The following is a 25,620-nucleotide window of genomic DNA, read 5'->3' as shown; positions in this document are numbered from 1 at the left end:
CCCCGTTTCCTCTCGTTAAAAACCTCAACAGGAGATTAAGAACATGGCTGCCAAGGAAGTTAAGTTTGGTGCCGACGCCCGCGACCGTATGCTGCGTGGCGTTGATATTCTTGCAAATGCCGTCAAGGTAACGCTGGGCCCGAAGGGTCGTAACGTTGTTCTCGACAAGAGCTTCGGCGCACCGCGCATCACCAAGGACGGTGTGTCTGTCGCCAAGGAAATCGAACTGGCTGACAAGTTCGAGAACATGGGCGCTCAGATGGTACGCGAAGTTGCGTCCCGTACGAACGACCTGGCTGGTGACGGCACGACGACGTCCACGGTTCTTGCTCAGGCAATCATCCGCGAAGGTGCCAAGGCTGTTGCAGCTGGCATGAACCCGATGGACCTGAAGCGCGGCATCGACAAGGCTGTCCTCGTCGTTGTTGAAGAGCTGAAGAAGAACAGCAAGAAGATGACCTCCCCGGAGGAAATCGCTCAGGTCGGTACGATCTCTTCCAACGGTGAGCGTGAAATCGGTGAGATGATCTCCTCTGCCATGCAGAAGGTCGGCTCCGAGGGCGTCATCACGGTTGAAGAAGCCAAGGGCCTGCACACGGAACTCGACGTTGTCGAGGGCATGCAGTTCGACCGCGGCTACATCTCCCCGTACTTCGTGACGAACCCGGAGAAGATGACGGCTGATCTCGATGCGCCGTACATCCTGATCCATGAAAAGAAGCTGTCTTCGCTTCAGCCAATGCTGCCGCTGCTTGAAAGCGTTGTGCAGTCCGGCCGTCCGCTGATGATCATCGCTGAAGACGTCGATGGCGAAGCACTTGCCACGCTGGTCGTGAACAAGCTGCGTGGTGGCCTGAAGATCGCTGCCGTCAAGGCTCCGGGCTTCGGTGACCGTCGCAAGGCCATGCTGGAAGACATCGCGATCCTGACGGGTGGCCAGGTTATTTCCGAAGACATCGGGATCAAGCTGGAATCCGTTACTCTCGACATGCTGGGCCGCGCCAAGAAGGTTCACATCGAGAAGGAAAACACCACGATCGTTGAAGGCGCTGGCAACAGCGACGACATCAAGGGTCGTTGCAACCAGATCCGCGCTCAGGTTGAAGAAACAACCTCTGACTACGATCGTGAGAAGCTCCAGGAGCGTCTTGCAAAGCTGGCTGGTGGCGTTGCCGTCATCCGCGTCGGTGGTAGCAGTGAAGTTGAGGTAAAGGAGCGCAAGGATCGCGTTGACGACGCTCTGCACGCAACCCGCGCAGCTGTCGAAGAAGGTATCGTCCCGGGTGGTGGTACGGCTCTTGCCCGCGCGTCCGTTGCTCTGAAGGGTCTGACCTTCGATAACGACGATCAGCGTATCGGTGGCGAGATCGTTCGCAAGGCGCTTCAGACGCCGCTGCGTCAGATCGCTGAGAACGCTGGTGAAGACGGCGCCGTGATCGCTGGCAAGGTGCTCGAGAACGACACCTACAACTTCGGCTTTGATGCTCAGAACGCTGAGTACAAGGACCTGGTTGGCGCAGGCATCATCGACCCGACGAAGGTTGTTCGTACGGCTCTGCAGGATGCCGCTTCGGTTGGTGGTCTGCTGATCACGACGGAAGCCATGGTTGCCGAGCGCCCTGAGAAGAAGGCTCCGGCTGCTCCAGGTGGCATGGGCGGCATGGGCGACATGGATTTCTGATCCAACGCTTCAGATTCCCCAGTTTTAAAAGCTGGGGAATATGTCGAATAATTACAAAAAAGCCGTCTCACCTCAGGGTGGGGCGGCTTTTTTTTGACTTGTTTTGATATGCGTCCGACACATATGTGACCCTTATGCAACGCTTGTCACAAAACCATCACGGAGCGATCGTACTCGCTGGAAGTTGGGGTGACACTTTCGCAATGAAATGTCTAAAGGACGTCACTGCCTTTAGAAGGATTTCGTCTTATTATGATCGTATCGCGTCGCAATATGCTACTTTGCGCGTCGGTTATGGGTGTGGGTGCGCTGTCAGGCGCGGCACAGGCCGCAACAACCGATCACGCTAAAACCACGTCCTCACATGTGCGCCACAAGACTGTGACACATAGTCCGGTGCGTTCTGCTGCGACGCCTGCAACGACAGCTCCGGTTGCTGCAACCCGTCAGGTTGCCGCTCCGCAGTATGCTGCGCCTGTTGCGGTCAGCAATACACGTGCTCTGCGTTCCATCGATTCCAATCGATCCGAGAACGTTGTGGTAACGGGTTCGGCGCTCAGCACGTCGAACAACTCCAATGCCAATCCGGTTCAGATCGTGACCAGCAAGCAGATTGAGCAGACGGGTGCCACCACGATTGGTGACTACCTGCAGCGTCTGCCGTCCATGGGTTCGGGTGGAACAACGAACAGCCAGACCAATGGTACGGGCGGTTCCTCCTGCATGGATCTGCGTAACCTTGGACAGAACCGCGTTCTGGTTCTGGTCGACGGCAAGCGTGCTGCCATCAATGGCAACAACAGCTGCTTCGACATGAACACGATTAACGTTCATCAGGTTGCCAGCATTGAAATCCTGAAGGATGGCGGTTCCGAGCTGTACGGTGCTGACGCTGTTTCCGGCGTTATCAACATCAAGCTCCGTCATGACCTCAATGACGCCAACCTCACGGTTCGTGGCGGCATCGGAACGGATCATGGCGACGGCCAGACAGGCATGATCTCCGGCTACAAGGGCTGGAACTTCGATCATGGCAAGGGCAACGTAACGCTCTTCGGGTCTTACATGACCTCAAGCGGCATCAAGCAGGCAAACCGCTCCTGGGCGACCCCGGTTCAGGGTAACGACCCGATCAACCCGGCCAATCTTTCCTTTGGTTCGGGCTATCCGACGGGTGGTCTCTTCCAGACCAGCACCGGTAACTATGTCGGTAGTGAGAGTGGCGCTCTGCACTCCTACACGAAGGCTGATCGTTACAACTATGGTGCTGACCAGAACCTGACGAACTCCCTGACGAACGGGACGCTGTCGTTTGATGCTCACTATGACATCAACCGTCACTTCACGCCGTACCTGAACTTCAACTACGCCCATCGTAATTCGTCCACGACGATGGCGCCGATCCCCGTTGCTGGCAGTATCTATCCTTCCACGCTGCCGACCGCGCTGTATGTTCCGGAGAACTATCCTGGAAATACGCTGGGTGAAGACGCCTACATGTCCAAGCGTATGGGTGAGTGGGGCAACCGCCGCAGCGAAACGGCCACCGATACTTATACGGGTATCGCTGGTGTGAAGGGTGAAATCACCCACGGCTGGAACTACGATCTGTCCTACACCTACGGCTGGAACCAGGTCATGTCCCAGACGTCTGGCGTCGGTAACTACGCCAAGCTTCTGCAGACATACGGCTTGCAGCAGGACACCCCGGGTGATTCCAACAGCACGTTGAGCTACAATCCGTCTGTTTGTAATGCTGCTGCAGGTTGCGTTCTGTCGAACCCGTTCGGCAAGCTTTCACCGGAAGCTGCAGCTTATTCCAACTACACGTCGCATGATCACTATTACTACCAGCTTCGTGACCTGAACCTGCGTATCAACAACAACCATGTTGTTCATATGCCATGGAACAACGGTGGCGACCTGGGTCTTGCGCTCGGTATGGAACACCGTGGTGAGCAGCTTGCCTATCACCCGGATGCACTGGTTGAAGCTGGCCAGACGCTGACGAACTCTGCGTCTTACACCGGCGGTGGCTTCAATGTTTCCGAAGGCTACATCGAAGGCAAGGCAACGCTGCTGCATAACGCTTTCCTTGCCAAGGATCTGACGATTGACGGTCAGGGTCGTTACTCTGCCTACAATACGTTTGGTGGCACGAAGAACTGGAAGGTCTCCATCAACTGGGCACCGATTCAGGACATCCGCTTCCGCGCAACACTCGGCACGTCCTATCGTCAGCCAAACGTGTATGAGCTGTATGGTGGTCAGTCCCTGGGTTACGCTTCAGCGACCGATCCGTGTGATTCCGTGCAGGCCGCATCCTACGGTGCGCAGTCTCCTGTCGTAGCAGCTAACTGTGCACGTCAGGGCATTAACAGCAGCACGTTCTCGTCCAACTTCTCTGGACAGGCACCGACGCTGTATGGCGGTAACGCGAAGCTGCGTCCTGAAACGGGCCGGACCTACACGATCGGTACGGTGATCACGCCGCGCTGGATCCCGGGTCTGTCTGCGTCCGTTGAATACTGGCACTACACGCTCAAGAACATGATCACGTACCTGAGCAGCCAGTACATCATGGACCAGTGCTATACGGGCACGAACACGTCTTACTGTGATCGTATTACCCGTGTTGCAAGCACCGGGCAGCTGAATGCTGTGACGTCCATGTATGACAACATTGGCGGTCTGAAGACGAGCGGTATCGACTTCGACCTCGACTACCGTATCCGTGTCACGCAGCACGATGTCCTGACGCTGTCCAACAACTTCCAGCAGCTCGTCAGCTACCTGCAGCAGAACGAAGCTGGTGGTCAGTGGTACAACTATGCCGGTCGCATGATGTATCAAACCGGCAACGGCAACCCGCGCGTTCGTGACTACGCAACGGTTGGCTGGCAGCACGGTGCGTTCGGCGTGACGTACATGATGCAGTACATGGGCGGCATGGTCTGGAACGACGGTACGACAGATCTGAAGCGTGCCAACGGTTATGGCCGTACCAGCACCCCGGGTATCTTCTCTCATGATGTGACGGTGTCCTATCGCTGGAAGAGCTGGAACTTCGAAGGTGGTGTGAACAACCTTCTCGACAAGAAGCCGCCGTTTGTTGCCAGCGCAACGGATAACAGTGCAGCCGCGCTGTACGGCAACCTCTACATGGGACGTTACGTCTTCCTGCAGGCAGGCGTGAACTTCTGATCCTCGGGTTTTCCGGGAACATGAAAAAGGCGGTGGAATTTCCACCGCCTTTTTTTATGCTCCACGCCTTCGAAATGGTCGGATCAGGATGGAGTTAGAAACTCCGCAATATCACTGATGGTCTCTGCCAGACTGAGGCGCCGGACTTCGACACCTGCGGGGAAGGCAGACAGAAGGCGCGAGGGCATTCTGCGATCAAGCATCACAAAAACGCCCCTGTCATCACCTTTCCGGATTAGGCGGCCGAAAGCCTGTCTCAAGCGCATTCTGGTAATGCGATCATCATAATCACCGGGCCGTCCTTCCGAGAGAAGGCGGCGTCGCTCACGATGCAGAATATCGGGGCGGGGCCATGGGGTCTTTTCAAACACCACCATACGTAAGGCTTCCCCCGGCACGTCCACTCCGTCCCGCATGGCGTCGGTGCCCAGTAAGCAGCTATGGGTTTCCGTGCGGAAGACATCGACGAGTGTCGCGTTATCCATGGCATCAACGTGCTGGGCATATACGGGGAAGCCCTGAGCCTCCAGCGGCTCGTTAATGCGCCGATGGACCTCGCGCAGACGACGGATTGCCGTGAAAAGCCCAAGAGCTCCTCCACCCGCTGCTTCGAATAATGCCCGAAATGCATGGGCAAGAGACGCGATTTCGACGGAAACGTCGGTCACAACATAAGCGCGCGTCTGCTTGGCGTAATCGAACGGGCTCATGAGCGACGCGCGGATTGGTGGCTTCATGAAATGCGTGGCCCCAAGCCGCAGTTCTGCTGCGTGCCAGCTTTCTTCTCCGTCTTCTGAGCCGGTCTGATCGCGCAATGTGGCAGATGTCAAAAGCAGGCCATGAGCCGGGGTCTGAATGGTCGATGCAAATGGAATTGTCGGGTCCAGCCAGTGACGATAGAGGCCCACGTCATGGTCCCCCTGTGCACCACGTGTTCTGGGGAGATGTTCAGTCCGGATGAAATCAATATGGACGGGTGTCAGGTCAGGTTCGGGGGGTGTCTGAAGGGCGTCCAGCATTCCGATCCAGCCTGTAACGCGGCTTATGGCGCGACGGTGCAAAGTCCGGATAAAAGCCTCGATCCGCTGGCGCGTAGGGGCTTCCATTTCCGGATCATCTTCCACGGTTGCTTCAAGTCGTTTTGTCAGCTGGATCAGTGGGGTTTGCAGGCGCCGCAATGCTCTGGCCAAGTCCTCTGCGCTCGTCCGCACTGTATCAATCGTGGGGTGCAGATCGCATTCGGTGGAGATGTATGTGGTGTCCTGTTGTGGGCCTTGGGTGCGTCGGGCTTTGAGTTGATGGTCGAGGGCCTGAAGAAATAGCTCGGCAGGGTTATCCAGTTCCGGCTCGGGGGCCATGAGCGGAAGAAACGCGGGTGCTTCGTCTTCCTGCGGAACCGGCGCGTCCATTCCGTTTTTCAGTCTTACGCTCCAGCCCGGAGCTGGCAGCGCTCGGGCAGCTTGCAGCACGGCATGAAGTGGAGCATCTATTGTCGGAATACGTTCAACCAGATCATCAAGGCGCCGCAAGAGTCCGCGTGCTCTGGATCGGCTTCCTTCTGCACCGAGGAGCCAGCGCCTGAGTTCGGCTGTTTCAAGCCCTGACAGAACCATGGCAAACGCGCTGTCTGCTGCTTCAGGGACGTGATGCCCTTCATCGAAGACATATCGCGTTGGCGTCGCATCTTCATCGGGGGGGCCAGGAGGTGCGAGAGCAGTCCAGGCCGCCTGCGACATGACAAGCGCATGGTTGGCTACGACAAGATCTGCCTGTCTGGCACGACGAATACCATGTTCTACGAAGCAGGTTTGGTAATGCGGGCACGCAGCATGGATGCATTCGCCACGCCTGTCTGCCACACCGTGCAACGTACCCTGGCCAAAGAGATCACCGAACCATCCCGGGAGGTCGCCGCCCATCAGATCACCATCGCGGCTTGCTTCAGCCCATCGTGCAAGAAGGCTGAGGGGAAGCAGGGCTGCCGCTCCGTCATTCCCCCGAGAGGTGGCGGCATTGAGCAGATCCTCCATATTCAGGAGGCACAGGTAGTTCTCACGTCCTTTGCGGACGACGACCTTTTGTCTCAGTGTTGCTTCATCGGGATAGAGGCGATGAAGTTCCTGCTCGATCTGCCTTTGAAGATGTCGCGTGTAAGTGCTGACCCAGACGGCTCCATCATTCTGCTCAGCCCACAGGCTTGCGGGCGCAATATAGCCAAGGGTTTTCCCCGTGCCTGTTCCAGCTTCAGCAAGTACGACATTGGGCGATCCGAGCGTTTCCCGGGGCTCGAAAGCCGCAGTGGCAACGGACGCAAAGTCAGCCTGTCCGGGGCGTGCTTCTGCATTCTTGCCAAGGATCTGGCGTAGTCTTTCACGCGCGGCCTGCGGTGAAACGGGCTGGCTGCCGGGAGCTGGTCTGGGGGCTGTTTCCTCCCAGCGTGGCAGGCGGCGCCAGACGCGGACGGCATCATAAGGATGCGCACTGCCTGGGTCGGAGGCTGTGCCGATGGCATCCGCGACTTCGCCACTCCAGATCCAGCCAGCGCGCGTCAGCGGGAGCAGGAGGGCCCGTAAGCGCTTTCCTTCAGGAGTATCAGCTTTTTCCCGTAACTTGCCGAGCAGGGTCTCGCAGAGCAGTGGCAGGAGGTCCGCCGTGGTGGTTTCTGGTGGTGTCAGTCCAAGAGCGATCGCCAGTCCGCGCGGGGTGGGTGCAACGGTGGTGGCGGGACACACGAACAGAAAGAGATCCAGAAGATCAAACCAGGGGACAGGCTGGGATAGCGGTGTGAGATCAAGGGCGCGCAGGGCGGCCGGCCCATGAACGAGAAGGGGAGGTGGAAGCTGCGCCAATCTTTCCCGTACCTCATCGGCCGGGAGGTCCAGAAGCTCACCATCGGGCGTCAGGAGAGAGGACAGGCCTCGTCTCGCGACAAGAGCGGGTGCGTCAAACGGAGATGGGAAAGATGGCGAGCGCGGCATTGCGGTCAGTCTAACTGGAAGGGCAGAAGCGAGCGAGTGCTTTAAAGAACAGACCGTGAAAGAATGAAGAGGCTTGGGCTGTCATATCGGTTTGGAAGTAAATTTGACACATTTCGTCATGGTTTGGGGGCCTTGGAGAAACTTCGTTTGCTCTCGTACTGCTTGACCCGCGATACGTGTCTGCCTACGTTTTCCGATAATCATGCACAATTCCAGAACACATATCATCCCGTCCCTCGCATCTGACGCGCCGCTTCCAAAAGCATGGCCGTTTGAAGAGGCAAAAAAAATTGCCGAGCATGTTGGCGCGCGCGCTCCAGAAGTGCCCGCACTGCTTGAGACCGGGTATGGCCCGTCCGGGCTGCCACACATCGGTACGTTTGGCGAAGTGGCCCGTACGACGTGGGTACGGCAGGCTTTTGAGGCTCTGACAGGCCGGCCGACGCGTCTGCTGGCGTTCTCGGATGATATGGATGCCTTGCGCAAGGTTCCGACGAATGTGCCGCAGCAGGACCTCCTTGCAAAGCACCTCGGCCTGCCTCTGACGCGCGTTCCCGACCCATTTGGTGAATACGAAAGTTTCGCCGCTCACAATAATGCCCGCCTGCGCCAGTTTCTTGACGGTTTCGGCTTCGACTACGAATTTGCATCCGCGACAGACTATTATACGAGCGGGACATTTGATGCTGCACTTCGGCGTATGCTCGAAGTGCATGATGAAGTTGTTGCGACCATTATTCCGACACTTGGTCCGGAGCGCCGTGCGACTTACTCCCCTGTTCTGCCGATCCACCCTGAAACAGGGCAGGTGATGCAGGTCCCGATCATCAAGGTGGACCCGGATGCCGGTACGGTCGTCTGGAAAGATGAAGCGGGCAAGACGTTTGAAACATCCGTCTTCGGTGGACACGCCAAGATGCAGTGGAAGGCCGACTGGGCCATGCGCTGGTATGCTCTGGGTGTCGATTATGAAATGTCCGGCAAGGATCTGATTGATAGCGTGAAGCTGTCTTCGAAGATCTGCCGTATTCTGGGTAAGCAGCCGCCTGCTGGACTGACCTATGAGCTGTTCCTTGATGCTCAGGGTCAGAAGATCAGCAAGTCAAAAGGCAATGGCCTGTCTGTCGAGGAGTGGCTGCATTACGGCACGCCGGAAAGCCTCGGCCAGTACATGTACCAGCAGCCTACGCGTGCAAAGCGTCTATTCTTTGACGTTATCCCCCGCGCAACGGATGACTACCTGACACTGGTTCAGAAGGCTGAGACGCAGGAACCGGTAGACCTGATGGCAAATCCGGTCTGGTTCATCCACGGCGGAACTGTTCGCCCGGAAGATACCAGCCCGGTTTCCTACACAGCGCTGTTGAACCTCGCGAACGTGGCAAATGCGGATAATCCAGAGACACTCTGGAAATTCCTGCGTCGCTATGACGAGACGCTGTCGCCAGAAACGCATCCGTATGTCGACAAGCTTGTTCGTTGCGCTCTGACGTACTTCCAGGAGCAGGTGTACCCGAACAAGGTTTATCGTGATCCCTCCGAGACTGAACGGAAGGGCCTTGAGGACCTGGCTGTCGCTCTGGAAAAGCTCCCTGTTCATACGTCTCCTGGCGATGTGCAGGATGTCGTGTTCGAGGTCGGTAAGCGCTACTTTGAGAAGTCTGAGCTGCGCTCCTGGTTCGGTTGCCTGTATGAAGTGCTTTTGGGCCAGAGCGAAGGCCCGCGCTTCGGCATTTTCGCGTCACTCTTCGGTTTGCCTGAGACCGTAGCCCTGATAAGGGGTGCACTGGCTCGCCCGGCTGCCGGGACGCCTCAGGCCTAACGTCGATGTGCCCGCCTCGGGAAGACGACTGGCAAAATGATGGGCTTGCTCTCGACGTGGAAGACGAGAGCGGGCCTGTTAAAAGCCGCTGGAAATTATTGCTGACACGTGCTCCGGCAATTGTCGGGCTCGTGCTTTTGATTGCTGCTGTTGTGGTGATCTGGCGTGAGTTGCGCAATCTCTCCCTGCGGGACATTGCCAGAAGTCTCAGCGATATTCCGGATGGTGCGCTTCTGGCAGGAGCCGGAGCGACATTCCTGTCGTATTTTATCCTGTCATTTTACGATCGCTTGGCCTGCCTTCATGTCCGGGCTGATGTTTCGTTCAAGCGCTCTTCTTTTGCGGCCTTCTGTTCTTACGTCCTATCGCATAATCTTGGGTGCGCCGCGATTTCGGGTGCCGCAGTGCGCTTCAGGCTTTATCGGAGCTGGGGTGTCGCCCCTGCGGATATTGCACAGATCATTGCCTTTTGCTCAGCAACCTATCTTCTGGGAACGCTGGCTCTGGTTGGAAGTATTCTGACCATTGAGCCGCACGCCATTCCTGTTCTGTCCCATCTTCCCGCTTTCCTGTTGCGGCTGGCTGGTCTTGGATGCTGGGGTATTCTGGCTGCTTATGTCGTTTTTTCTCGTATCCGCCGGCACGTAAAAATCTGGCGTTACGAGATCGAAATTCCCAGCACGGGTATAGCGATCGCACAGATTGCGGTCAGTGCGGCTGATATGGCTGCGACGGCCCTGATTGCGTATAGCGTGCTGCCGCCGTTGCCTCCTGAAGCCCATTTTGGCTTCGGGACATTCCTTGCCATCTATATCGCGTCTTACACAGCGGGGCTGGTAGCGAGCGTTCCGGGCGGGCTGGGCGTTTTTGACAGTGCCATGCTTCTGGCATTGCGGCCGTATCTTCCGGTGCCGGAAATCATGGGCGCGATCCTTGTTTTCCGCCTTTTTTATTACATTATTCCGCTGGTCATGGCGGGTCTGATGTTTGCCGGGCATGAACTGTTTCTGCGGGGAGAGCAGGCGCTTGTGTCCGCAGGACAGGCGCCACGGCGTATTCGCCCCAGTCAGGTTGTACGAGAGTCCGAAGCGGATTTTTCAGTCACAATTGCAACCAGCGTTCAGGCTGTAGCTGGAATTCTTCTCGTCTTTTATGCGCTGGTCGCTGAGCTGCCGCCTTTACGCACGTCTCTTGGCGCTGCAGTTTCGCAAATTGCGGATTTGTTCCTTACTGTGTCGGGTGTTGCGCTTGTTGGGCTGGCCATGGGGCTGTCCCAGCGCGTCGCGCTTGCATGGAAGGTTTCTCTCGGTGTTCTGGGCGCATCAGTCGTCCTGCTTGTGTTGCGACATGCACCCTGGGAAGCTCCGGTGGCGCTGGGGCTCGTGATGTTGCTGATCGCGCCTTTCCGAAACTGTTACTATCGCAGGGCACATCTTCTTGTGGCTCCCCTGACGCCTGCGATGCTGGCACCAATGTCCTTATGGGCGCTGGGGCTTGTTGGGGTTGGCTGGGTTGCTGTGCAACGGCACTTGGGGCCCATCTGGTGGCGCTCCATGATTTATGATGCGCACACAGCGGTCGGCCGGTGGTTTCTGGGCCTGTCTGCGCTTTGCGGCCTGTTCGCTCTTTGGGTTGGTATGCGCAGAACGCGCATCCGCTTCGAAGCGTGGAATGCGGAGAACGAAAGTCATTATCGAAGCCTGTCTCATGCTTTGCAGGAACTGGGCCCGCGTCGCCCCAGTGGTTTGCTGCATGATGAAGCAGGCCGAGCGGCTATTCCGTTTTTTCGGACGGGTCAGTTCATTATTGGCCTCGGAGATCCGGCGGGTGCTGAGCGCAACTGCATTGCTGCCATCTGGCGGTTGAGAGATCTTGCGCGTCAGGAAGGTCGAAAACTTGCTTTTGTGCGTGTTGGCCAGTCTCTGATGGCGGTCTATAACGATCTTGGTCTGACGGTGTGTCTGGAAGGCCGGGCAGGGACGATCTGCTGTTTTTCCGAGGACTATCGTATGATCCGGGCATTCCTCACGGGAGAAGAGCGGCGCGCTCGCAAAAAGCGGGCGTCGTGTCGTTCGGACGTCGCCTCAGGCACAACAGGGTCATGAGCCTGCCTCCCAGTCTGGGTAATGCGGTCAACAGTTGGCTGATTGCATTTCCAGCGCTGTTTTCGATCATCAATCCCCTCGGTGCGTCTCTGATTTTCGCTCAGGCGACAGAGGGGCGGACACGCAAAGAGGTTATCGAACTGGCGCGGCTTGTCGCGCTGAATTCTCTGGCGATCCTCCTGGTGTCCATCTGGTTTGGCAGCTGGATTCTGAGTTTCTTTGGCATCAGCATGAATGCGCTGCGCATTACCGGCGGTCTTGTTGTGGCCTCGCGCGCGTGGGTCATGCTGCAGCAGCCGGAGACAAGCGAGGCCCGGAAAGAAAAGCAGGCGCTTCAGGGCGGTCGAACCGTTGCTGCGCCTGATCTCAAAGAACGCGCTTTCTTTCCGCTGGCCATGCCATTTACTGTAGGACCAGGGAGCATCTCCGTAGCAATCGCTCTGAGTTCTTCATGTCCGCCTCATATGCCTGCGCCGGATTATTATATGGGCGTATCAGCAGCAGCGACTGCCATGGGCATCGTCGTTGCCATCGCTTATGCCTATGCGGAACGGATCGTTTCGATGCTTGGCATCACTGGCGCGCGGATTGTCAGTCGTTTGGCCGCGCTCATTCTTCTGGCTATCGGAATCCAGATTTTCATCTCAGGCGTACAGGGCGTTCTTGTCGATACTTTACGTCTAGCTCGACACTAATATTTCAATCGGAACTGAGTATCTTCTGGACCTGTTCCCGAAGGGCAGGGATGACTTCTTCCTGAAACCAAGGCGCCCTTTTTTCCCAAACACCCGTTCTCCATGATGGATGAGGCAGTGGAAAATAATTCTCAGGCAGATAATGGCGAAAGTTCCTGACGCGCTCCGTGACTGACCCGCGACCCAAGACGTGATGCTGGGAATAACTGCCAACCAATAAAGTAAGGCGGAGAGCGGGCATCAGGGATAAAACCCGCTTCCTCCAGATTGGCGCGCATTCCGGGCGCGGCGGGCAGTCTCCTCCTTTAGGGAGTCTCCCTGGATAACAAAGTCCCATAGGCAGAATTGCGACTTGCCGGGTATCGTAAAATACCTCTTCCGAGAGGCCGAGCCATTCTCTGAGGCGAACTCCGGACGGATCCTTGAAGGATGTGTTGCTGAAATGGGCTTTGGTTCCAGGCGCCTGGCTCGCGATCAGAAGCCTGGAGGTTGCTGAAACATGGATCAGCGGGCGTGCGCCAAGTGGAAGGTGCTCCTCACAGACCCTGCACGCACGAACCTCGCGGACCAGAGCTGTGAGGCGATCTTGTGTCGTTGGGCTGGAAATCATTCATCCTCAGGAAGAAGTGGCATTTCAGGGTGCCAGGCATATTCGGCCTGCGCGACATAAACGTGCTGGTCGTAGCCACGCAGGCTCTCAAAGAGCGTAACGTGCTCGACAGACATTGGCTCACTTCTGAAGAGATTATGTCTCTGAACCCAGCGAGCCGCATCGGCCCGCTGGCTTGTCGCGAGGTGGCCTAGCGTGACACTGGGCTGGAAGCGGCGCTTGGCAGGAGGGCATCCCGCCTTGCGAAGGGTCTTTTCCACCTGCGCCTGAAGTGTCTCCAGTGCAGTAGATCGTTCAATGCCAATCGTCAGGCTGTCAGCCGTCGTGCCTTCTCTCAGGCCAGCCCCTGAAAACGATATCTCGAATGGTGTCCAGGAGAGGCGGGAGAGGGCGAGATCAATCTCCCCCATCACGTACCGATCTGTAATTTCGCCGATAAAGCGCAAGGCAAGATGGTAGTTTTCCGAAGGCACCCATTGCACGCCAGGAAGCGTTCCACGGAGGAGAGCAAGCGCTTCGCGCTGGGAGGGGGAGAGGTCGAGTGCGACAAAAAGTCTCAAGAGGCTCGTTTCCCGAGGAAATGAAACACAGATATGAAGGGTCTTCTTGACCGTACAGTGAAAAGCCCCACATTCAGGGAAAGTACGGGCGAGCTTCCAAGGTTCGTCAAGCGCCCTTTTTAAAAGGGCCTTTTACTGGAAAAGGTGTCATGGCTTTTAATTCCAACTTCGGCAGGGCCGGCACTCAGGCGGGCGCAGGCAGTCTTGATGCCGGTCTTCGCGCCTATATGTGCCGCGTCTTCAACTGGATGGCGATTGGCCTCGTTGTTACGGGGCTCGTTGCTTATGGCGTGGCGGAAACCTCTCTGCGCGCGCTGTTCTTCCACATCGCAGAAACCTCAACCGGCGCCTTTGTGTTGCGGCCTACTTTCCTAGGCGGCATCATGATCTTCGCGCCACTGGCGTTTGTGATGGTCCTGTCCTTCGGGATCAACCGGCTGTCGCGCCCTGCGGTGCAGGCGATCTTCCTGCTCTTCAGCGCGACGATGGGGGCCAGCATGGCCAGCCTGCTGCTGAGCTATACGGGTGTTTCCGTAGCGCGGACTTTCTTCATCAGTGCGGCGATGTTCGGCGGTATGGCTCTGTGGGGATACACCACCGGAGCTAACCTTCTTCGACTCGGTTCCTTTCTCTTCATGGGCCTGATTGGCCTCATGATTGCGATGGTTGTGAACATCTTCCTGCACAGTGCACCACTGGCAATGCTTGTTTCTCTAATCGGGGTTGCTCTTTTTACAGGTCTCGCGGCTTACGATACCCAGCGTATCAAGATTAACTACCAGCAATATATGTCGTTCGCGTCTTCAGATGATATTGCCAGACTAAGCATTTACGATGCGCTGTCGATGTATCTCAATTTCGTGAACCTCTTTCAGTTTCTTATTCAGTTCACAGGTGTTCGCTCCAGTAATAGCGACTGACAGTACATTCACGTTACTCGAAAGTTTCCAGAGGGAGCGACAGTCAATGTCGCTCCCTTTCTTGTTTGCGGACTAAAAAGGTCTTGAATTATTTCCGTCTCATTCGGAAAGGTTTACATTAAAAAGTTGTAACTTTATCGTTTAATGTAATTTATAATGAAATCAAATGTGGCGAAAAACAGCCATTTGTAGGTTTGACAGGGGGCTGCCCCATCCCTCACGAAATCCGTGATAAGCCTTGTCTTCCGGGCGATTCAGGCAGAAAAAACCTGAGGAACCGGGACAGTCGTGTCCCATGCTGAATGAATTTCAGGGTCGGATCTTTGATCCGGTTCCTGACGTCAGGATACGAACGAGAAAGGCAGCAGACTATGGCAGCGTTCGGCAGCTCTGATGCGGCCCTTATCGTGTCAAACCGTTTCCCGGCGAATACTCCATGCCGGAACGGATGATGAAAGCAGGACCGATGAAAAAACTCTGGCGATATCTCCCAGCGTTGCCGGCGCTGATGCTATCGGGTTGCACGGTTGATCTGCTTCAGCCGCGCGGTCCGATCGCAGAAATGAACCGCGATGTCATGGTGGCAGAATTTGTCATCATGATGTTTGTTGTGGTTCCGACCTGTATCGCAACGCTTTACTTTGCTTGGAAGTATCGTGCTTCCAACACCCAGGCCGAGTATCTGCCGACCTGGGATCACTCAACGAAGATTGAGTATGTTATCTGGGGCGTACCTTCCCTGATCATTATCGCTCTCGGTGCGATCAGCTGGTACAGCACTCACGCTTACGACCCGTACCGCCCGATTCAGACGGCTGACAACGTCAAGCCGCTGAATGTGCAGGTGGTCTCTCTCGACTGGAAATGGCTGTTCATCTATCCGGATCTGGGGATCGCAACGATCAACCAGCTGGATGTCCCGACGAACACGCCGCTGAACTTCCAGATCACCTCTGACACCGTCATGACGTCTTTCTTCATCCCGCGTCTGGGATCGATGATCTACTCCATGCCAGGTCAGCAGACGCAGCTGCATCTTCTTGCAACTGAGTCCGGTGATTATCTGGGTGAAGCTTCCCAGTTCAGTGGTCGCGGTTTCTCTGACATGAAGTTCCGCACCCTCGCCATGGCACCTGAAGAATTCAGTGCCTGGGTCGAGAAGGTGAAGAGCGGCAGCGAAAACCTCGATGACACGACATATCCGAAGTATTCCGCCCCGCAGGAAGCTGCGCCGGTTCAGTACTTCGCGCATGTCCAGCCGGATCTCTTCGACGGCATCGTCGCCAAGTACAACAATGGCATGATGGTTGAGAAGACGACGGGCAAGGTCATGCATATGCAGTCCGCTTCCAGCGCTGCACCGTCCGACACTGGCATGAAGGAATAACCGACAGATGCTCGGAAAACTCTCCCTTTCAGCCATACCTTTTGATGTGCCGATCCTTGTCGGCACATTCCTGGGTGTGGCTGTCATCGGCCTTGCCGTGCTGGGTGCCGTTACTTACTTCGGTAAGTGGGGTTACCTGTGGCGTGAATGGCTGACGACAGTCGACCATAAGCGCCTTGCCGTGATGTATATCATCCTGGCAATTGTCATGCTGTTCCGCGGTTTCGCGGACGCCATCATGATGCGTACCCAGCTCGCGCTGGCCTATGCCGGTAACCCTGGTTACCTTCCGCCACACCACTACGACCAGATCTTCTCCGCTCACGGCACGATCATGATTTTCTTCATGGCCATGGCGTTCATGACGGGGCTGCTCAATCTGGTGGTGCCTCTCCAGATCGGTGCGCGCGACGTTGCGTTCCCGTTCCTGAACTCGCTCAGCTTCTATATGACGCTGGTCGGCGCCCTTCTGATCAATCTGTCACTGTTCATCGGTGAGTTTGCTCAGTGCGGTTGGCTGGTTTACCCGCCTCTGTCCGAGATGCAGTTCAGCCCGGGCGTCGGCGTTGACTACTACATCTGGGCCGTTCAGATTTCCGGTGTCGGAACGCTTCTGACGGGCGTGAACTTCTTCACGACCATCGTTAAGATGCGTGCTCCTGGCATGGGCTGGATGCAGATGCCGGTCTTCACGTGGACAGCGTTCTGCACGACCGTGCTGATCATGGTGTCCTTCCCGGTTCTGACGGTTACGCTGGCACTGCTCAGCCTCGACCGTTACCTCGGCATGCACTTCTTCACGAACGATGCCGGCGGCAACGTCATGCTGTATCTGAGCATGATCTGGACCTGGGGCCATCCGGAAGTTTACATCCTGGTCATCCCGGCCTTCGGTGTTTTCTCTGAAGTTACCTCAACGTTCTCCCGCAAGCCGCTCTTCGGCTACAACACGATGGTTTACGCTACGTGCTCCATCATGGTGCTGTCGTTCGTCGTGTGGGTGCATCACTTTTTCACCATGGGCGCAGGTGCCAACGTCAATACCTTCTTCGGTATCATGACGATGGTTATCGCAGTCCCGACTGGCGTGAAGATCTTCAACTGGCTGTTCACCATGTATAAGGGACGTGTTGAATTCACGGCTCCGATGTACTGGACGATCGGCTTCATGATCACCTTCTCCATCGGTGGCATGACGGGCGTCATGATGGCCATGCCGGCCGCTGACTGGATCCTTCACAACTCCCTGTTCCTCATTGCCCACTTCCACAACGTCATCATCGGCGGCGTGTACTTCGGTTACATTGCAGGTATGGGCTTCTGGTTCCCGAAGGCTTTCGGCTTCAAGCTGAACGAAGCCTGGGGCAAGCGCGCGTTCTGGTGCTGGTTCGTTGGCTTCTATCTTGCCTTCGTTCCGCTCTATGTCCTCGGTCTCGAAGGCATGACGCGTCGTATGAACCACTACGACAATCCGGACTGGCGTCCGTGGCTGCTGATTGCAGAAGCTGGTGCGGTTGTTATCGCTCTGGGTATCGTCTGCCAGCTCACGCAGCTTTACGTCTCCATCCGTGACCGTAACCTGCCGGAAAACCTCGACCTGACGGGCGATCCGTGGGGTGGCCGTACGCTGGAGTGGTCCATTTCTTCTCCGCCGCCGGCTTATAACTTCGCAGTGATCCCGGACATCCACGGTCTGGACACGTTCCACACCGAGAAGCAGCTTGGCCGTCGTGCACACAACAAGCCGCTTGCTCCGATCCACATGCCGAAGAACACCGCTGCTGGTGCCTTCATCGGTGCGTTCGCCTTCATCCTGGGCTTCGGTGCAATCTGGTACATCTGGTGGATGGCTGGTCTTGGTCTGATCGGTATCGCTGCCACCATGATCATGCGCAGTGCAAACCGTGATATCGACTACTACGTCCCTGTCAGCGAAATCGAGCACAACGAGGAAGTCTATTCCCGTCGTATCGCCGCTGCTCAGGCAGCAGAGTAAGGGGGGCATAGCTAATGGCTCACGAAGCAACCATGTCGCCTCTGGCACACGCTGACGGTCACGATCACGAGCATCACCACGAGAGCCCGAACGTCTTCGGTTTCTGGCTCTACCTGATGACCGACTGCATTCTCTTCGGGTCGATCTTTGCTGCTTTCGCAGTCCTCCGGAACCAGTACGCCGGAGGCCCTTCGGGGAAAGAACTGTTCGATCTGACGAATGTCGGCATCGAGACGGCTATCCTGCTGTTCTCGTCCATCACCTACGGCTTTGCCTCGCTCAGTGCGCTGGCAAAGAACAAGGGGATGGTTCTTCTGTGGCTCGCCGTGACGTTCGTTCTGGGTCTCTCCTTCGTTGGTCTTGAGGTGACTGAGTTCACTCACATGATCGCAGAAGGAAATGGTCCTGACCGTTCTGCATTCCTCTCCGCGTTCTTCACGCTGGTTGGTACGCACGGTCTTCACGTCACCTGCGGTCTGATCTGGATGGCAGTTCTGATGGTCCAGATGATGGGCCCGCAGGATCTGTCTCCGCGGATGATGGACAAGCTGACTTGCCTCAGCCTGTTCTGGCACTTTCTGGACATCGTCTGGATCTGTGTTTTCTCCTTCGTCTATCTCGCAGGTGTGATGTAATGGCCCAGGCACATACAACCCACGATGGTAGCCACGGCTCCTATCAGTCTTACATCATCGGGTTCGTTCTTGCGGTCGTCCTGACTGTTGCGTCTTTCGCAGCAGTCATGACACACGCACTGGCCCCGGGGATGGCACTTGCAGCTCTCGGTGTTCTTGCGGTCGTTCAGATCGTGGTCCACCTGGTGTTCTTCCTTCATATGAACACCAGCAACGAGCAGAGCTGGAACCTGATGTGCTTCATCTTTGCAGCAGTATCAGTCATCGTCATTATTGGCGGCACGCTGTTCATCATGCATGACACGGCCATCAACATGATGTCCCGCTAAGATCTCTTTTGGGATCACGGCAGGAAAGGCTGGCAGGAGAGATCCTGTCAGCCTTTTTTTATGTCTGCTTTCCTGATCGGCGTTCAGGCGTTTGCCTTTATGCCCTCGCAGTCTCCAACTGAGCAGGGTGTGGCAGGCGCAATAAAAAAGCCCGGCACAATGGCCGGGCTTGATAGTGTCTTGGTGGGTGAGGCGTCTCAGTCCTTGTGGGGAGCCTCGGACAGCATGGCTGCCTTGCCCGGCTGATCTTTCCACTCTTCCGCGTCAGCTGGCTGTTCGCCCTTGCGGGTAATGTTCGGCCACTGGGCGGCGAGACGGGAGTTGATCTCGATCCATGGAGCTGCACGGTTGTCGCTATCCGGGAAGATGGCTTCTGCCGGGCACTCAGGTTCGCAAACGCCGCAGTCGATGCATTCGTCCGGATTAATGACGAGGAAATTTTCTCCGGCATAGAAGCAGTCTACGGGGCAAACTTCCACGCAGTCCATGAACTTGCACTTGATGCAGTTTTCCGTGACCACATAGCTCATTGGTGTCTCCGATCCTCATTCGGGCCCGGCTGTGCGGCCCAATTTCATATTGTGCGGGATGATATGCGAAGGATTGGCCTAGGAAGCAAGCTTCTTAGGCTCTTCTCTCACGATCTCGTATAGCTGGGATGCTTCTTTCGCGGGGCCCCGACGCTCCCCAAGGTCCAGAACGCGCCAGACACGCACGTCTTCACCGGGGCTGAGAGGCGGCAGGGTCACCACATCACCCACCCTGAGTTTGGCATGCGGCTTGCTGGTGGGCTGTCTGTTTACCCGGATGCGCCCTTTGCTGACAATGGTTGCACAGAGCGGGCGTGTCTTGGCAACGCGGGCATAATAAAGCCACTGATCCAAGCGTTGATAGGCATCACTCATGGGGCAGCACGATCTCTCAGAATGGCCAGGGCGGCGAAAGGGCTGTCTGGTCGGACAATGGGGCGTCTTGCGTTGCTGGCCGCTCCTGACGGTCTGGCCTTCCTGCGTGTTGCTCGATTGCGGCGGTCAGCCAGAAGCATCAGTGGTGCAGGGGGCCCAGCATACGTTTGGCTGGGAGAGCACGGTGGTTTGTGGGCAACGCCAAGGGCACCAAGAACCTCAGGAAGAAGATCGGCTTTGAGTCCAAGACGTGAGGCGAGACCGACGGGAGCAGGATGATCCCGCTTGCGCGTCAATTGCTCCAGCTCTTTCACAATACGTTCGGCGATATCGAGTCTGACCCCTGTCTTCGCTGCCTGCAGCCAGCCTGGAACGCCTTCCACCATATGCCATGGCAACGAGACACGACCGGCTGGCGGGGGCATCAGGGGAAGGCCAAGGCGGATTTGTGTGAGAAGTGTCAGAAGGGCCGATGCTCGTGGACGCAGAAGTGCGGGACAGAAAACGGCAAAACGACCCACTTCCACGCCGAGCTTCCGCAAGGCGCGTTGAGCTGGAGGCGGAAGGGACTGATCTGACGGCAGGACAGGGGAGATACCGCCATCTTCATGCAATCGATGAAGAATGCCTCTGAGTTGAGGCTGATCCGTTACGGCGTTTTGCGCTTTGTAGAGAACGGAGAGATCCCGTTGAAGCGTGCTGTCCACATAACGGAGAAGGCGCTGCTCAACCTGAATTCGCTGATTGGTGTCAGTGAACTCAGCGGAAAACAATCTGACGGCTGGCTGCAGAAACGTTTTTCCAACCATCAATCGGCCAAGGGGAATATTGTCCCACGATAGAATGCCGGTGTCTGTCTCAAGGGACAAAGCACTATCCGGCGCCTCCTGAAATAGGCGAACCCGGCGTGGGATCTCCTGCAGCAGCGCTTTGCGTCCGGCTTTGAGAACGATCTGATGATCAGGCCCGTTTGTGGTGTCGGTTTGGAGCGAAAAGCCACGGATCTTGCCGATGCTATGGCCTTCAACAATGACCTCTCCGTCTGCGGTGACGGCAGACAGGAGGTTACGGTCTGTCTCAGCATCCAGTCGACGAAGCAGGGACGTGGCGCGTCTGTCCACAAAGCGGGACGTCAGGCGCTCATGCAGTGCGTCTGAAAGCAGGTCTTCCACTTCCCGGGCGCGCTGTTGCCAGACAGATGAGTGACGGCTCCATTCTGTTCTGGCGGCCACATAAGAGCAGACCCGTACGCCCGTCAGACGATGCATCAGGGTATCAATGTCACCTTCGGTGCGGGCAAAACCCTTGATGTGTCCTTCCATCCAGTTTGCTGGAACAGCGCCATCTTTGAGGATATGCAGGAACAGGCGTGCGCAGAGCCGTGTATGACTGTCATCGCCAAGTTTGCGGAAATCAGGGATTTGGCAGACTTCCCAGAGAAGAGACGTCGCACGTTTTCCTTTGGCGACCTCCCGAATTTCCGGGTCCAGAATCAGGGACTCAAGGGTCACAACGTCAGACGCAACGCGGCCTGCCATTAGGCCGCGGGAAGGCGGCGCGACCGTAAGGCTGGCGAGAAGAGCCCGGGGATTGCTGAAATCCAGTGCGTGATTGCGCCAGTATAGCCGTTGAATCGGATCGAAGCGGTGCTGTTCTACGGCATCTATAGTTGCGGCCGACATGGGCGGGCAATCAGCCGTAGTGCCAAATGTACCGTCCTTCATGCCACGGCCAGCACGGCCGGCAATCTGCGCTATTTCCTGCGGGAAGAGCGGGCGGGGTGTTGTGCCGTCAAATTTGGAAAGCTGGGCAAGCGCAACATGGTCCACATCCATGTTCAACCCCATCCCGATGGCATCGGTGGCCACCAGGTAATCGACTTCCCGGTTCTGGTAGAGCTCGATCTGGGCGTTTCGCGTCCGTGGGCTGAGTTGCCCCATGATGACGGCACAACCACCTCTCCGGCGTCGTATGACTTCGGCCAGAGCGTAAACTTCTGACATCGAGAAAGCCACGATGGCCGATCGGGGGGGAAGGCGAGAAAGCTTGGTTGGTCCGGTGCTCACGAGACTCGACAAACGTGTGCGTGTGTCGATTTCGATTCCGGGCACCAGCTTTTGCAGGAGCGGACGAATTGTTTCCGCACCAAGGAAGAGTGTCTCTACGGTTCCCCGGGCGTGGAGGAGGCGATCCGTAAAGATATGTCCACGGTCCGGGTCAGACGCGAGCTGGATTTCATCGACAGCGACGAATTCGGCTTTCCGGTCCAGTGGCATGGCCTCGACCGTGCAGGAAAACCATCGCGCGCCTGGAGGAACAATTTTTTCCTCACCTGTTATAAGGGCGACGGAACGCTCCCCTTTGGCCGCGACCAGGCGTTCGTAGTTTTCGCGCGCGAGAAGGCGCAACGGAAAACCGATGATGCCGGAGGAATGAGCCATCATGCGAGTCAGAGCATAGTGCGTCTTGCCCGTATTGGTTGGGCCAAGTGCCGCACGGACGCTTGCTGGCATGATATGATGAGCGGAATGGTTACCGCGGTGTGCACCCTTCATGCGTGAATGGTCGGGTGCCTGCGGAACAAAAGCAAGCGTTCGAGCCAAAAGGTTCGATCTTTTAAGGAAAGAGGTTCATGAGTTCTCACATCCAGCTCCCTTTTGTTTCCGTCAGCGAGGCTCCAACACCCCGCGTTGTGCATCTGGTGAAGGTGCAGGATGACAAGACGATTGCCGGTCTTCTGGGCGAGCACGCATCTTTTCTGACGGCGCAGGGGTTCAAAGCAAAAGATGGCGCTTTCACGCTTCTGCCCGGTGACGGTGGGGCGGGAGCGGCTCTGCTTTGTGTCGATGAGGTGCGCCTGAATGACCCGACAGCCTTTGGCGTGCTGGGAACGATCCTTCCGGAGGGTGACTGGAGCCTTCTGCCGCACGGGATGGAAAGCGCCGTTCAGGAGACTGCTCTGCTCGGGTTCGCCATGGGAACATATCAATATCGTGTCGGGGTCGTGCGGTCATTCACCACGCGATTGGTTGTTCCGGACGAGGCGGCCACCATCACGGCCTATGCGAAAGCAAACTGGTTTGGCAGGGATCTGATCAATACGCCCGCCAATCTGCTTGGTCCGAAAGATCTGGCGCTGTCGGCTTATCGGGCTTTGGAAAATCGTGGAGCAGACGTTCGCATTGTTGAGGGCGATGACCTGAAGGCCGCGTATCCATGTTTGGCAGAGGTGGGTGAGGGGTCTGAGCGCAAGCCTGCTGTTGTTGTGGCCCGCTGGAAAGCCCGTGAAGGCGCGCCGCGTCTGTCTCTTGTTGGGAAGGGTGTATGCTTCGATACGGGGGGGTACGACCTGAAGCCCGCAGCAGGCATGTTGCGAATGAAAAAAGATATGGGTGGTGCGGCCCTGCTTCTGGCCGTGATGTGCGCGGCGATTGATCTGCAACTGGATGTTGATCTGGAACTGCGTCTTGGATGTGTTGAGAACAGTGTGTCTGGCCATGCCATGCGTCCTGGCGATGTTCTGCGGACACGAAGCGGAAAAACGGTAGAGATTGGCAACACGGATGCAGAGGGGCGTTTGGTGTTGTGCGATTTGATAACGGAAGCCGCTGAATCTGCGCCAGATTACATTGTGGATGCTGCAACCCTGACCGGCGCTGCGCGCGTAGCTCTCGGCCCAGACCTTCCGGCAGTCTTCAGTAACAGTGATGAACTGGCTCAATTACTGCTCGAATCGGGCTCAGATACTGCAGATGCTTTGTGGAGATTGCCACTCTGGCATGGCTATGACGCATGGCTTGATAGTAAAATAGCCGACGTCGGAAATATTACATCCAAGCCTATGGCGGGCGCTATTACAGCCGCTTTGTACCTTCAGCGCTTCGTTCCTGCCAGACAAAACTGGCTGCATATAGACACTTACGCCTGGAATGACGCCAATTCTCCGGGTCGGCCAGAAGGTGGCGAGACGCTGGCACTTCGTGCGCTTCTTAAAATGATAACAAACATTCGCAGGTCTTCGTGAAGTGAAGAACCTGACGGGAAGGTGATCCTTAACGAACCGTAATATGATTGTCTTAAAACTATGGGGTGTAAATCTGCTTCTGATAGGGCATACGGCCTTCCATGTTCGAAAGCTGCTAGCCGCAGCATAAATCGTTTTGAAACCCGCATACTTGCGGATGCGTTTCAAAACACCAGATGTAGAAGACCAACGCTCAATCCCATGATGGGGTGAGCCACAGATGCAACCCCTCGGGCCGGCAAGGCTCGAATGTTCTTTTTCCTGTTACTCGATCGGGTAACAGGCAGGGCAGACCGTTAAGGAGAGAGAAATGCCTCAGGCTAACAACGACCAGATGCTTCACCTTCTATGCGACACCGTAGTCTCCATGGTGCGCCGTGATGGTCCTGATCTGTCTGCCCGCCAGCTTGCTGTGTTCCTGACCTGCTACCTGCGTGACGGTGCACACACTGTTCGTGGTCTGGCTTCAGAGCTCAAGGTGTCCAAGCCTGCTATTACACGCGCTCTGGACCGTTTGGGTGAGCTGGATCTGGCACGTCGTAAGGTTGATCCGCTGGATCGTCGTTCCGTCCTCGTGCAGCGCACGCTGAAGGGTTCTTCCTTCCTTCGTGAGATGCGCGCTGTCATGGCTGAAGCTTCCGGCACCCGTCCGGTTCGTGCAGAGCGCGCAGCTGCTTCTGTCGAGCGTATCAGCACACGTCGCGCTGGCTGATTACCAGCGATCCTGCACGCGGGCTCTGGCTCGCGTGCAGATATAGCCTGTCCAGCAAAGCTGAGGCAGAAGAATGAGCAGAGCAGTTACGAGCCACTCATTGGCCAGACAGGCCGCAGCACCCCACAGTGCAAATCCCCAATAGACAGTCGTTACAAGCGGCATCGGTAGTCCGGAGCGGATCGCGAGCTGATAAAGATGCCCACGGTGGGCCTCGGTCAGTCGATCGCCTGCGCGGGCGCGGCGAGCCAACGTAAAGAGGACATCCCACAGCACGCCTGAAAGCACTGCGAGTACGATGAGCGCCGAAGTATGGAGAGGTTGCATGGCCCCCCAGGCGATGACAAGCGCTCCTGCCTGACTGCCAACATCCCCCATAAAAATGCGGGCTTTGGGAAAATTCCATGGCAGAAATGCTGCAAGGCACACCGCGAACAGCACGAAAATAACGGGTTGGATCCCTGCTGACGCCAGAAGGGCCGCGGCGATCATCATCGTGCCTGAGGCTAGCCCGTTAATCCCGTCGATAAAGTTGAGGGCATTGGTGATAAACACGGCCCCCAGTATGAAAATCCCCATCATTGGCAGAGATGCGCCCGTTCCAGCCGCGGCCAAAAAGGCGGCCATGAACTGTGCACCAAGCTTGTAACGCGCCCTGAAAGAATACAGATCGTCCAGCCAGGAAACGGCAGCGAGTAGAATAACGCCGGCCAGCATCCCGATGACGGACGGATTTAGAATGGGCTGCCCTTTGAGAAACAGGCTTGGTAACGCGCAGAGCAGAAAAGCTCCGATAATGCCGATGCCTCCGCCTTTGGGTGTTGGCCGCGTATGGGAGCTGCGGTGCACGGGAGTGTCCATAATTCCGGCCTGAATCATCAGGACGACCAAGACCGTGCACAGGACTGCGGCACACAAGTCCAGCAGGGTAAGACCGGAGAGAAAGGACGACAAAGAAAAGGGCATGGACGGACTTTATGGGAACAGTGGTTTTGGCGTTATAAGGGAGACGTGAAAGTCACACCATCTTCTGGCCCTCAGTTTCCGGCCCCGTCTA

19 protein-coding genes are annotated in these 25,620 nt (G+C 56.6%); 12 read left to right on the top strand and 7 right to left on the bottom strand.

The annotated features are described in order from the left end of the window. The first annotated feature begins 43 nt into the window (after positions 1 to 43). Both groL and GCE01_RS01085 read left to right on the top strand, forming a co-directional pair. Positions 44 to 1,681, top strand: coding sequence for a chaperonin GroEL (gene groL / locus GCE01_RS01090; protein ID WP_064274005.1), 1,638 nt, complete (start codon positions 44 to 46; stop codon positions 1,679 to 1,681). A gap of 252 nt (positions 1,682 to 1,933) precedes the next feature. Further along, positions 1,934 to 4,885 (top strand): TonB-dependent receptor domain-containing protein, encoded by a 2,952-nt coding sequence (locus GCE01_RS01085; RefSeq protein WP_174694763.1) that lies wholly within the window; start codon positions 1,934 to 1,936, stop codon positions 4,883 to 4,885. A gap of 83 nt (positions 4,886 to 4,968) precedes the next feature. Here GCE01_RS01085 and GCE01_RS01080 read toward each other — a convergent pair whose 3' ends face one another. Then, entirely contained in the window at positions 4,969 to 7,863 is a 2,895-nt protein-coding gene (locus GCE01_RS01080; RefSeq protein ID WP_099210358.1) for an ATP-dependent DNA helicase, read from the bottom strand. A gap of 202 nt (positions 7,864 to 8,065) precedes the next feature. On the opposite strand from GCE01_RS01080, the gene GCE01_RS01075 reads away from it, so the two are divergent. From GCE01_RS01075 to GCE01_RS01065, 3 genes are read left to right on the top strand one after another with little or no spacing between them, the layout of a single operon-like run. After that, positions 8,066 to 9,685, top strand: a complete 1,620-nt coding sequence (locus tag GCE01_RS01075; protein ID WP_099210356.1) for a lysine--tRNA ligase — start codon at positions 8,066 to 8,068, stop codon at positions 9,683 to 9,685. 5 nt (positions 9,686 to 9,690) lie between these two features. After that, positions 9,691 to 11,790: a lysylphosphatidylglycerol synthase domain-containing protein gene (locus GCE01_RS01070; protein WP_099210354.1), complete on the top strand. Its 2,100-nt coding sequence runs from the start codon at positions 9,691 to 9,693 to the stop codon at positions 11,788 to 11,790. Next, positions 11,787 to 12,485, top strand: coding sequence for a MarC family protein (locus GCE01_RS01065; RefSeq protein WP_046899648.1), 699 nt, complete (start codon positions 11,787 to 11,789; stop codon positions 12,483 to 12,485). The genes GCE01_RS01070 and GCE01_RS01065 overlap by 4 nt, the downstream gene beginning before the upstream one ends. Positions 12,486 to 12,489: 4 nt before the next feature. Here the strand turns inward: GCE01_RS01065 and GCE01_RS01060 are convergent, their stop codons facing one another. Both GCE01_RS01060 and thpR read right to left on the bottom strand, forming a co-directional pair. Beyond that, the gene (locus GCE01_RS01060) at positions 12,490 to 13,095 is read right to left on the bottom strand and encodes a uracil-DNA glycosylase family protein (protein ID WP_099210352.1); all 606 of its coding nucleotides are present in this window, start codon (positions 13,093 to 13,095) and stop codon (positions 12,490 to 12,492) included. Next, on the bottom strand, positions 13,092 to 13,655 hold the full coding sequence (gene thpR / locus GCE01_RS01055) for an RNA 2',3'-cyclic phosphodiesterase (RefSeq protein ID WP_099210350.1): 564 nt from the start codon (positions 13,653 to 13,655) through the stop codon (positions 13,092 to 13,094). Before thpR ends, GCE01_RS01060 begins: the two co-directional genes overlap by 4 nt. A 149-nt stretch (positions 13,656 to 13,804) precedes the next feature. Between thpR and GCE01_RS01050 the strand changes: the two genes are divergently transcribed. The 5 genes from GCE01_RS01050 to cyoD all read left to right on the top strand — a co-directional run bounded on the left by GCE01_RS01050 (position 13,805) and on the right by cyoD (position 18,922). Then, the gene (locus GCE01_RS01050; RefSeq protein ID WP_086634523.1) at positions 13,805 to 14,575 is read left to right on the top strand and encodes a Bax inhibitor-1/YccA family protein; all 771 of its coding nucleotides are present in this window, start codon (positions 13,805 to 13,807) and stop codon (positions 14,573 to 14,575) included. Between the two features lie 448 nt (positions 14,576 to 15,023). Next, on the top strand, positions 15,024 to 15,962 hold the full coding sequence (gene cyoA / locus GCE01_RS01045; protein WP_046899644.1) for a ubiquinol oxidase subunit II: 939 nt from the start codon (positions 15,024 to 15,026) through the stop codon (positions 15,960 to 15,962). A 7-nt stretch (positions 15,963 to 15,969) separates the two neighbouring features. Next, the gene (gene cyoB / locus GCE01_RS01040; RefSeq protein ID WP_086634522.1) at positions 15,970 to 17,958 is read left to right on the top strand and encodes a cytochrome o ubiquinol oxidase subunit I; all 1,989 of its coding nucleotides are present in this window, start codon (positions 15,970 to 15,972) and stop codon (positions 17,956 to 17,958) included. A gap of 14 nt (positions 17,959 to 17,972) precedes the next feature. Beyond that, positions 17,973 to 18,593, top strand: a complete 621-nt coding sequence (cyoC, locus tag GCE01_RS01035) for a cytochrome o ubiquinol oxidase subunit III (protein ID WP_046899642.1) — start codon at positions 17,973 to 17,975, stop codon at positions 18,591 to 18,593. Beyond that, complete coding sequence (cyoD, locus tag GCE01_RS01030) at positions 18,593 to 18,922, top strand: cytochrome o ubiquinol oxidase subunit IV (protein WP_086634521.1); 330 nt, start codon at positions 18,593 to 18,595, stop codon at positions 18,920 to 18,922. Before cyoC ends, cyoD begins: the two co-directional genes overlap by 1 nt. A gap of 197 nt (positions 18,923 to 19,119) precedes the next feature. Here the strand turns inward: cyoD and fdxA are convergent, their stop codons facing one another. The 3 genes from fdxA to GCE01_RS01015 form a co-directional block, all read right to left on the bottom strand. Continuing rightward, positions 19,120 to 19,452 carry a ferredoxin FdxA gene (gene fdxA, locus GCE01_RS01025; RefSeq protein ID WP_046899640.1) on the bottom strand — a complete coding sequence of 111 codons (333 nt, stop codon included), beginning with the start codon at positions 19,450 to 19,452 and terminating at the stop codon, positions 19,120 to 19,122. A gap of 78 nt (positions 19,453 to 19,530) precedes the next feature. Beyond that, a complete protein-coding gene (locus GCE01_RS01020; RefSeq protein ID WP_046899639.1) occupies positions 19,531 to 19,827 on the bottom strand; it encodes an RNA-binding S4 domain-containing protein in 297 nt (98 codons plus the stop codon). Then, positions 19,824 to 22,382: a helicase-related protein gene (locus tag GCE01_RS01015; protein WP_099210348.1), complete on the bottom strand. Its 2,559-nt coding sequence runs from the start codon at positions 22,380 to 22,382 to the stop codon at positions 19,824 to 19,826. Before GCE01_RS01015 ends, GCE01_RS01020 begins: the two co-directional genes overlap by 4 nt. 77 nt (positions 22,383 to 22,459) lie before the next feature. Here GCE01_RS01015 and GCE01_RS01010 point away from each other — a divergent pair, with 77 nt between their 5' ends. Together GCE01_RS01010 and GCE01_RS01005 are read left to right on the top strand one after the other, a co-directional pair. Beyond that, positions 22,460 to 23,851, top strand: coding sequence for a leucyl aminopeptidase family protein (locus GCE01_RS01010; RefSeq protein ID WP_099210346.1), 1,392 nt, complete (start codon positions 22,460 to 22,462; stop codon positions 23,849 to 23,851). A gap of 310 nt (positions 23,852 to 24,161) precedes the next feature. After that, complete coding sequence (locus GCE01_RS01005) at positions 24,162 to 24,563, top strand: MarR family transcriptional regulator (protein WP_046899636.1); 402 nt, start codon at positions 24,162 to 24,164, stop codon at positions 24,561 to 24,563. On the opposite strand, the gene GCE01_RS01000 is transcribed toward GCE01_RS01005, so the two are convergent. Next, complete coding sequence (locus GCE01_RS01000) at positions 24,564 to 25,529, bottom strand: glycosyltransferase family 4 protein (protein WP_099210344.1); 966 nt, start codon at positions 25,527 to 25,529, stop codon at positions 24,564 to 24,566. It lies immediately after the preceding gene. Between the last annotated feature and the right edge of the window lie 91 nt (positions 25,530 to 25,620).

Origin of the sequence: Gluconobacter cerinus (genome assembly GCF_002723935.1) — a bacterium.
GTDB classification, from domain to species: Bacteria; Pseudomonadota; Alphaproteobacteria; order Acetobacterales; family Acetobacteraceae; genus Gluconobacter; species Gluconobacter cerinus.
This window is presented reverse-complemented; position numbering and strand designations above follow the sequence as displayed.

Excerpts from the sequence above, each read along its gene's own strand:
- groL (WP_064274005.1), top strand. The coding sequence starts at position 44 with ATGGCTGCCAAGGAAGTTAAGTTTGGTGCCGACGCCCGCGACCGTATG.
- GCE01_RS01085 (WP_174694763.1), top strand. The coding sequence starts at position 1,934 with ATGATCGTATCGCGTCGCAATATGCTACTTTGCGCGTCGGTTATGGGT.
- GCE01_RS01080 (WP_099210358.1), bottom strand. The coding sequence starts at position 7,863 with ATGCCGCGCTCGCCATCTTTCCCATCTCCGTTTGACGCACCCGCTCTT.
- GCE01_RS01075 (WP_099210356.1), top strand. The coding sequence starts at position 8,066 with ATGCACAATTCCAGAACACATATCATCCCGTCCCTCGCATCTGACGCG.
- GCE01_RS01070 (WP_099210354.1), top strand. The coding sequence starts at position 9,691 with ATGTGCCCGCCTCGGGAAGACGACTGGCAAAATGATGGGCTTGCTCTC.
- GCE01_RS01065 (WP_046899648.1), top strand. The coding sequence starts at position 11,787 with ATGAGCCTGCCTCCCAGTCTGGGTAATGCGGTCAACAGTTGGCTGATT.
- GCE01_RS01060 (WP_099210352.1), bottom strand. The coding sequence starts at position 13,095 with ATGATTTCCAGCCCAACGACACAAGATCGCCTCACAGCTCTGGTCCGC.
- GCE01_RS01050 (WP_086634523.1), top strand. The coding sequence starts at position 13,805 with ATGGCTTTTAATTCCAACTTCGGCAGGGCCGGCACTCAGGCGGGCGCA.
- cyoA (WP_046899644.1), top strand. The coding sequence starts at position 15,024 with ATGATGAAAGCAGGACCGATGAAAAAACTCTGGCGATATCTCCCAGCG.
- cyoB (WP_086634522.1), top strand. The coding sequence starts at position 15,970 with ATGCTCGGAAAACTCTCCCTTTCAGCCATACCTTTTGATGTGCCGATC.
- cyoC (WP_046899642.1), top strand. The coding sequence starts at position 17,973 with ATGGCTCACGAAGCAACCATGTCGCCTCTGGCACACGCTGACGGTCAC.
- cyoD (WP_086634521.1), top strand. The coding sequence starts at position 18,593 with ATGGCCCAGGCACATACAACCCACGATGGTAGCCACGGCTCCTATCAG.
- fdxA (WP_046899640.1), bottom strand. The coding sequence starts at position 19,452 with ATGAGCTATGTGGTCACGGAAAACTGCATCAAGTGCAAGTTCATGGAC.
- GCE01_RS01020 (WP_046899639.1), bottom strand. The coding sequence starts at position 19,827 with ATGAGTGATGCCTATCAACGCTTGGATCAGTGGCTTTATTATGCCCGC.
- GCE01_RS01015 (WP_099210348.1), bottom strand. The coding sequence starts at position 22,382 with ATGAAGGGTGCACACCGCGGTAACCATTCCGCTCATCATATCATGCCA.
- GCE01_RS01010 (WP_099210346.1), top strand. The coding sequence starts at position 22,460 with ATGAGTTCTCACATCCAGCTCCCTTTTGTTTCCGTCAGCGAGGCTCCA.
- GCE01_RS01005 (WP_046899636.1), top strand. The coding sequence starts at position 24,162 with ATGCCTCAGGCTAACAACGACCAGATGCTTCACCTTCTATGCGACACC.
- GCE01_RS01000 (WP_099210344.1), bottom strand. The coding sequence starts at position 25,529 with ATGCCCTTTTCTTTGTCGTCCTTTCTCTCCGGTCTTACCCTGCTGGAC.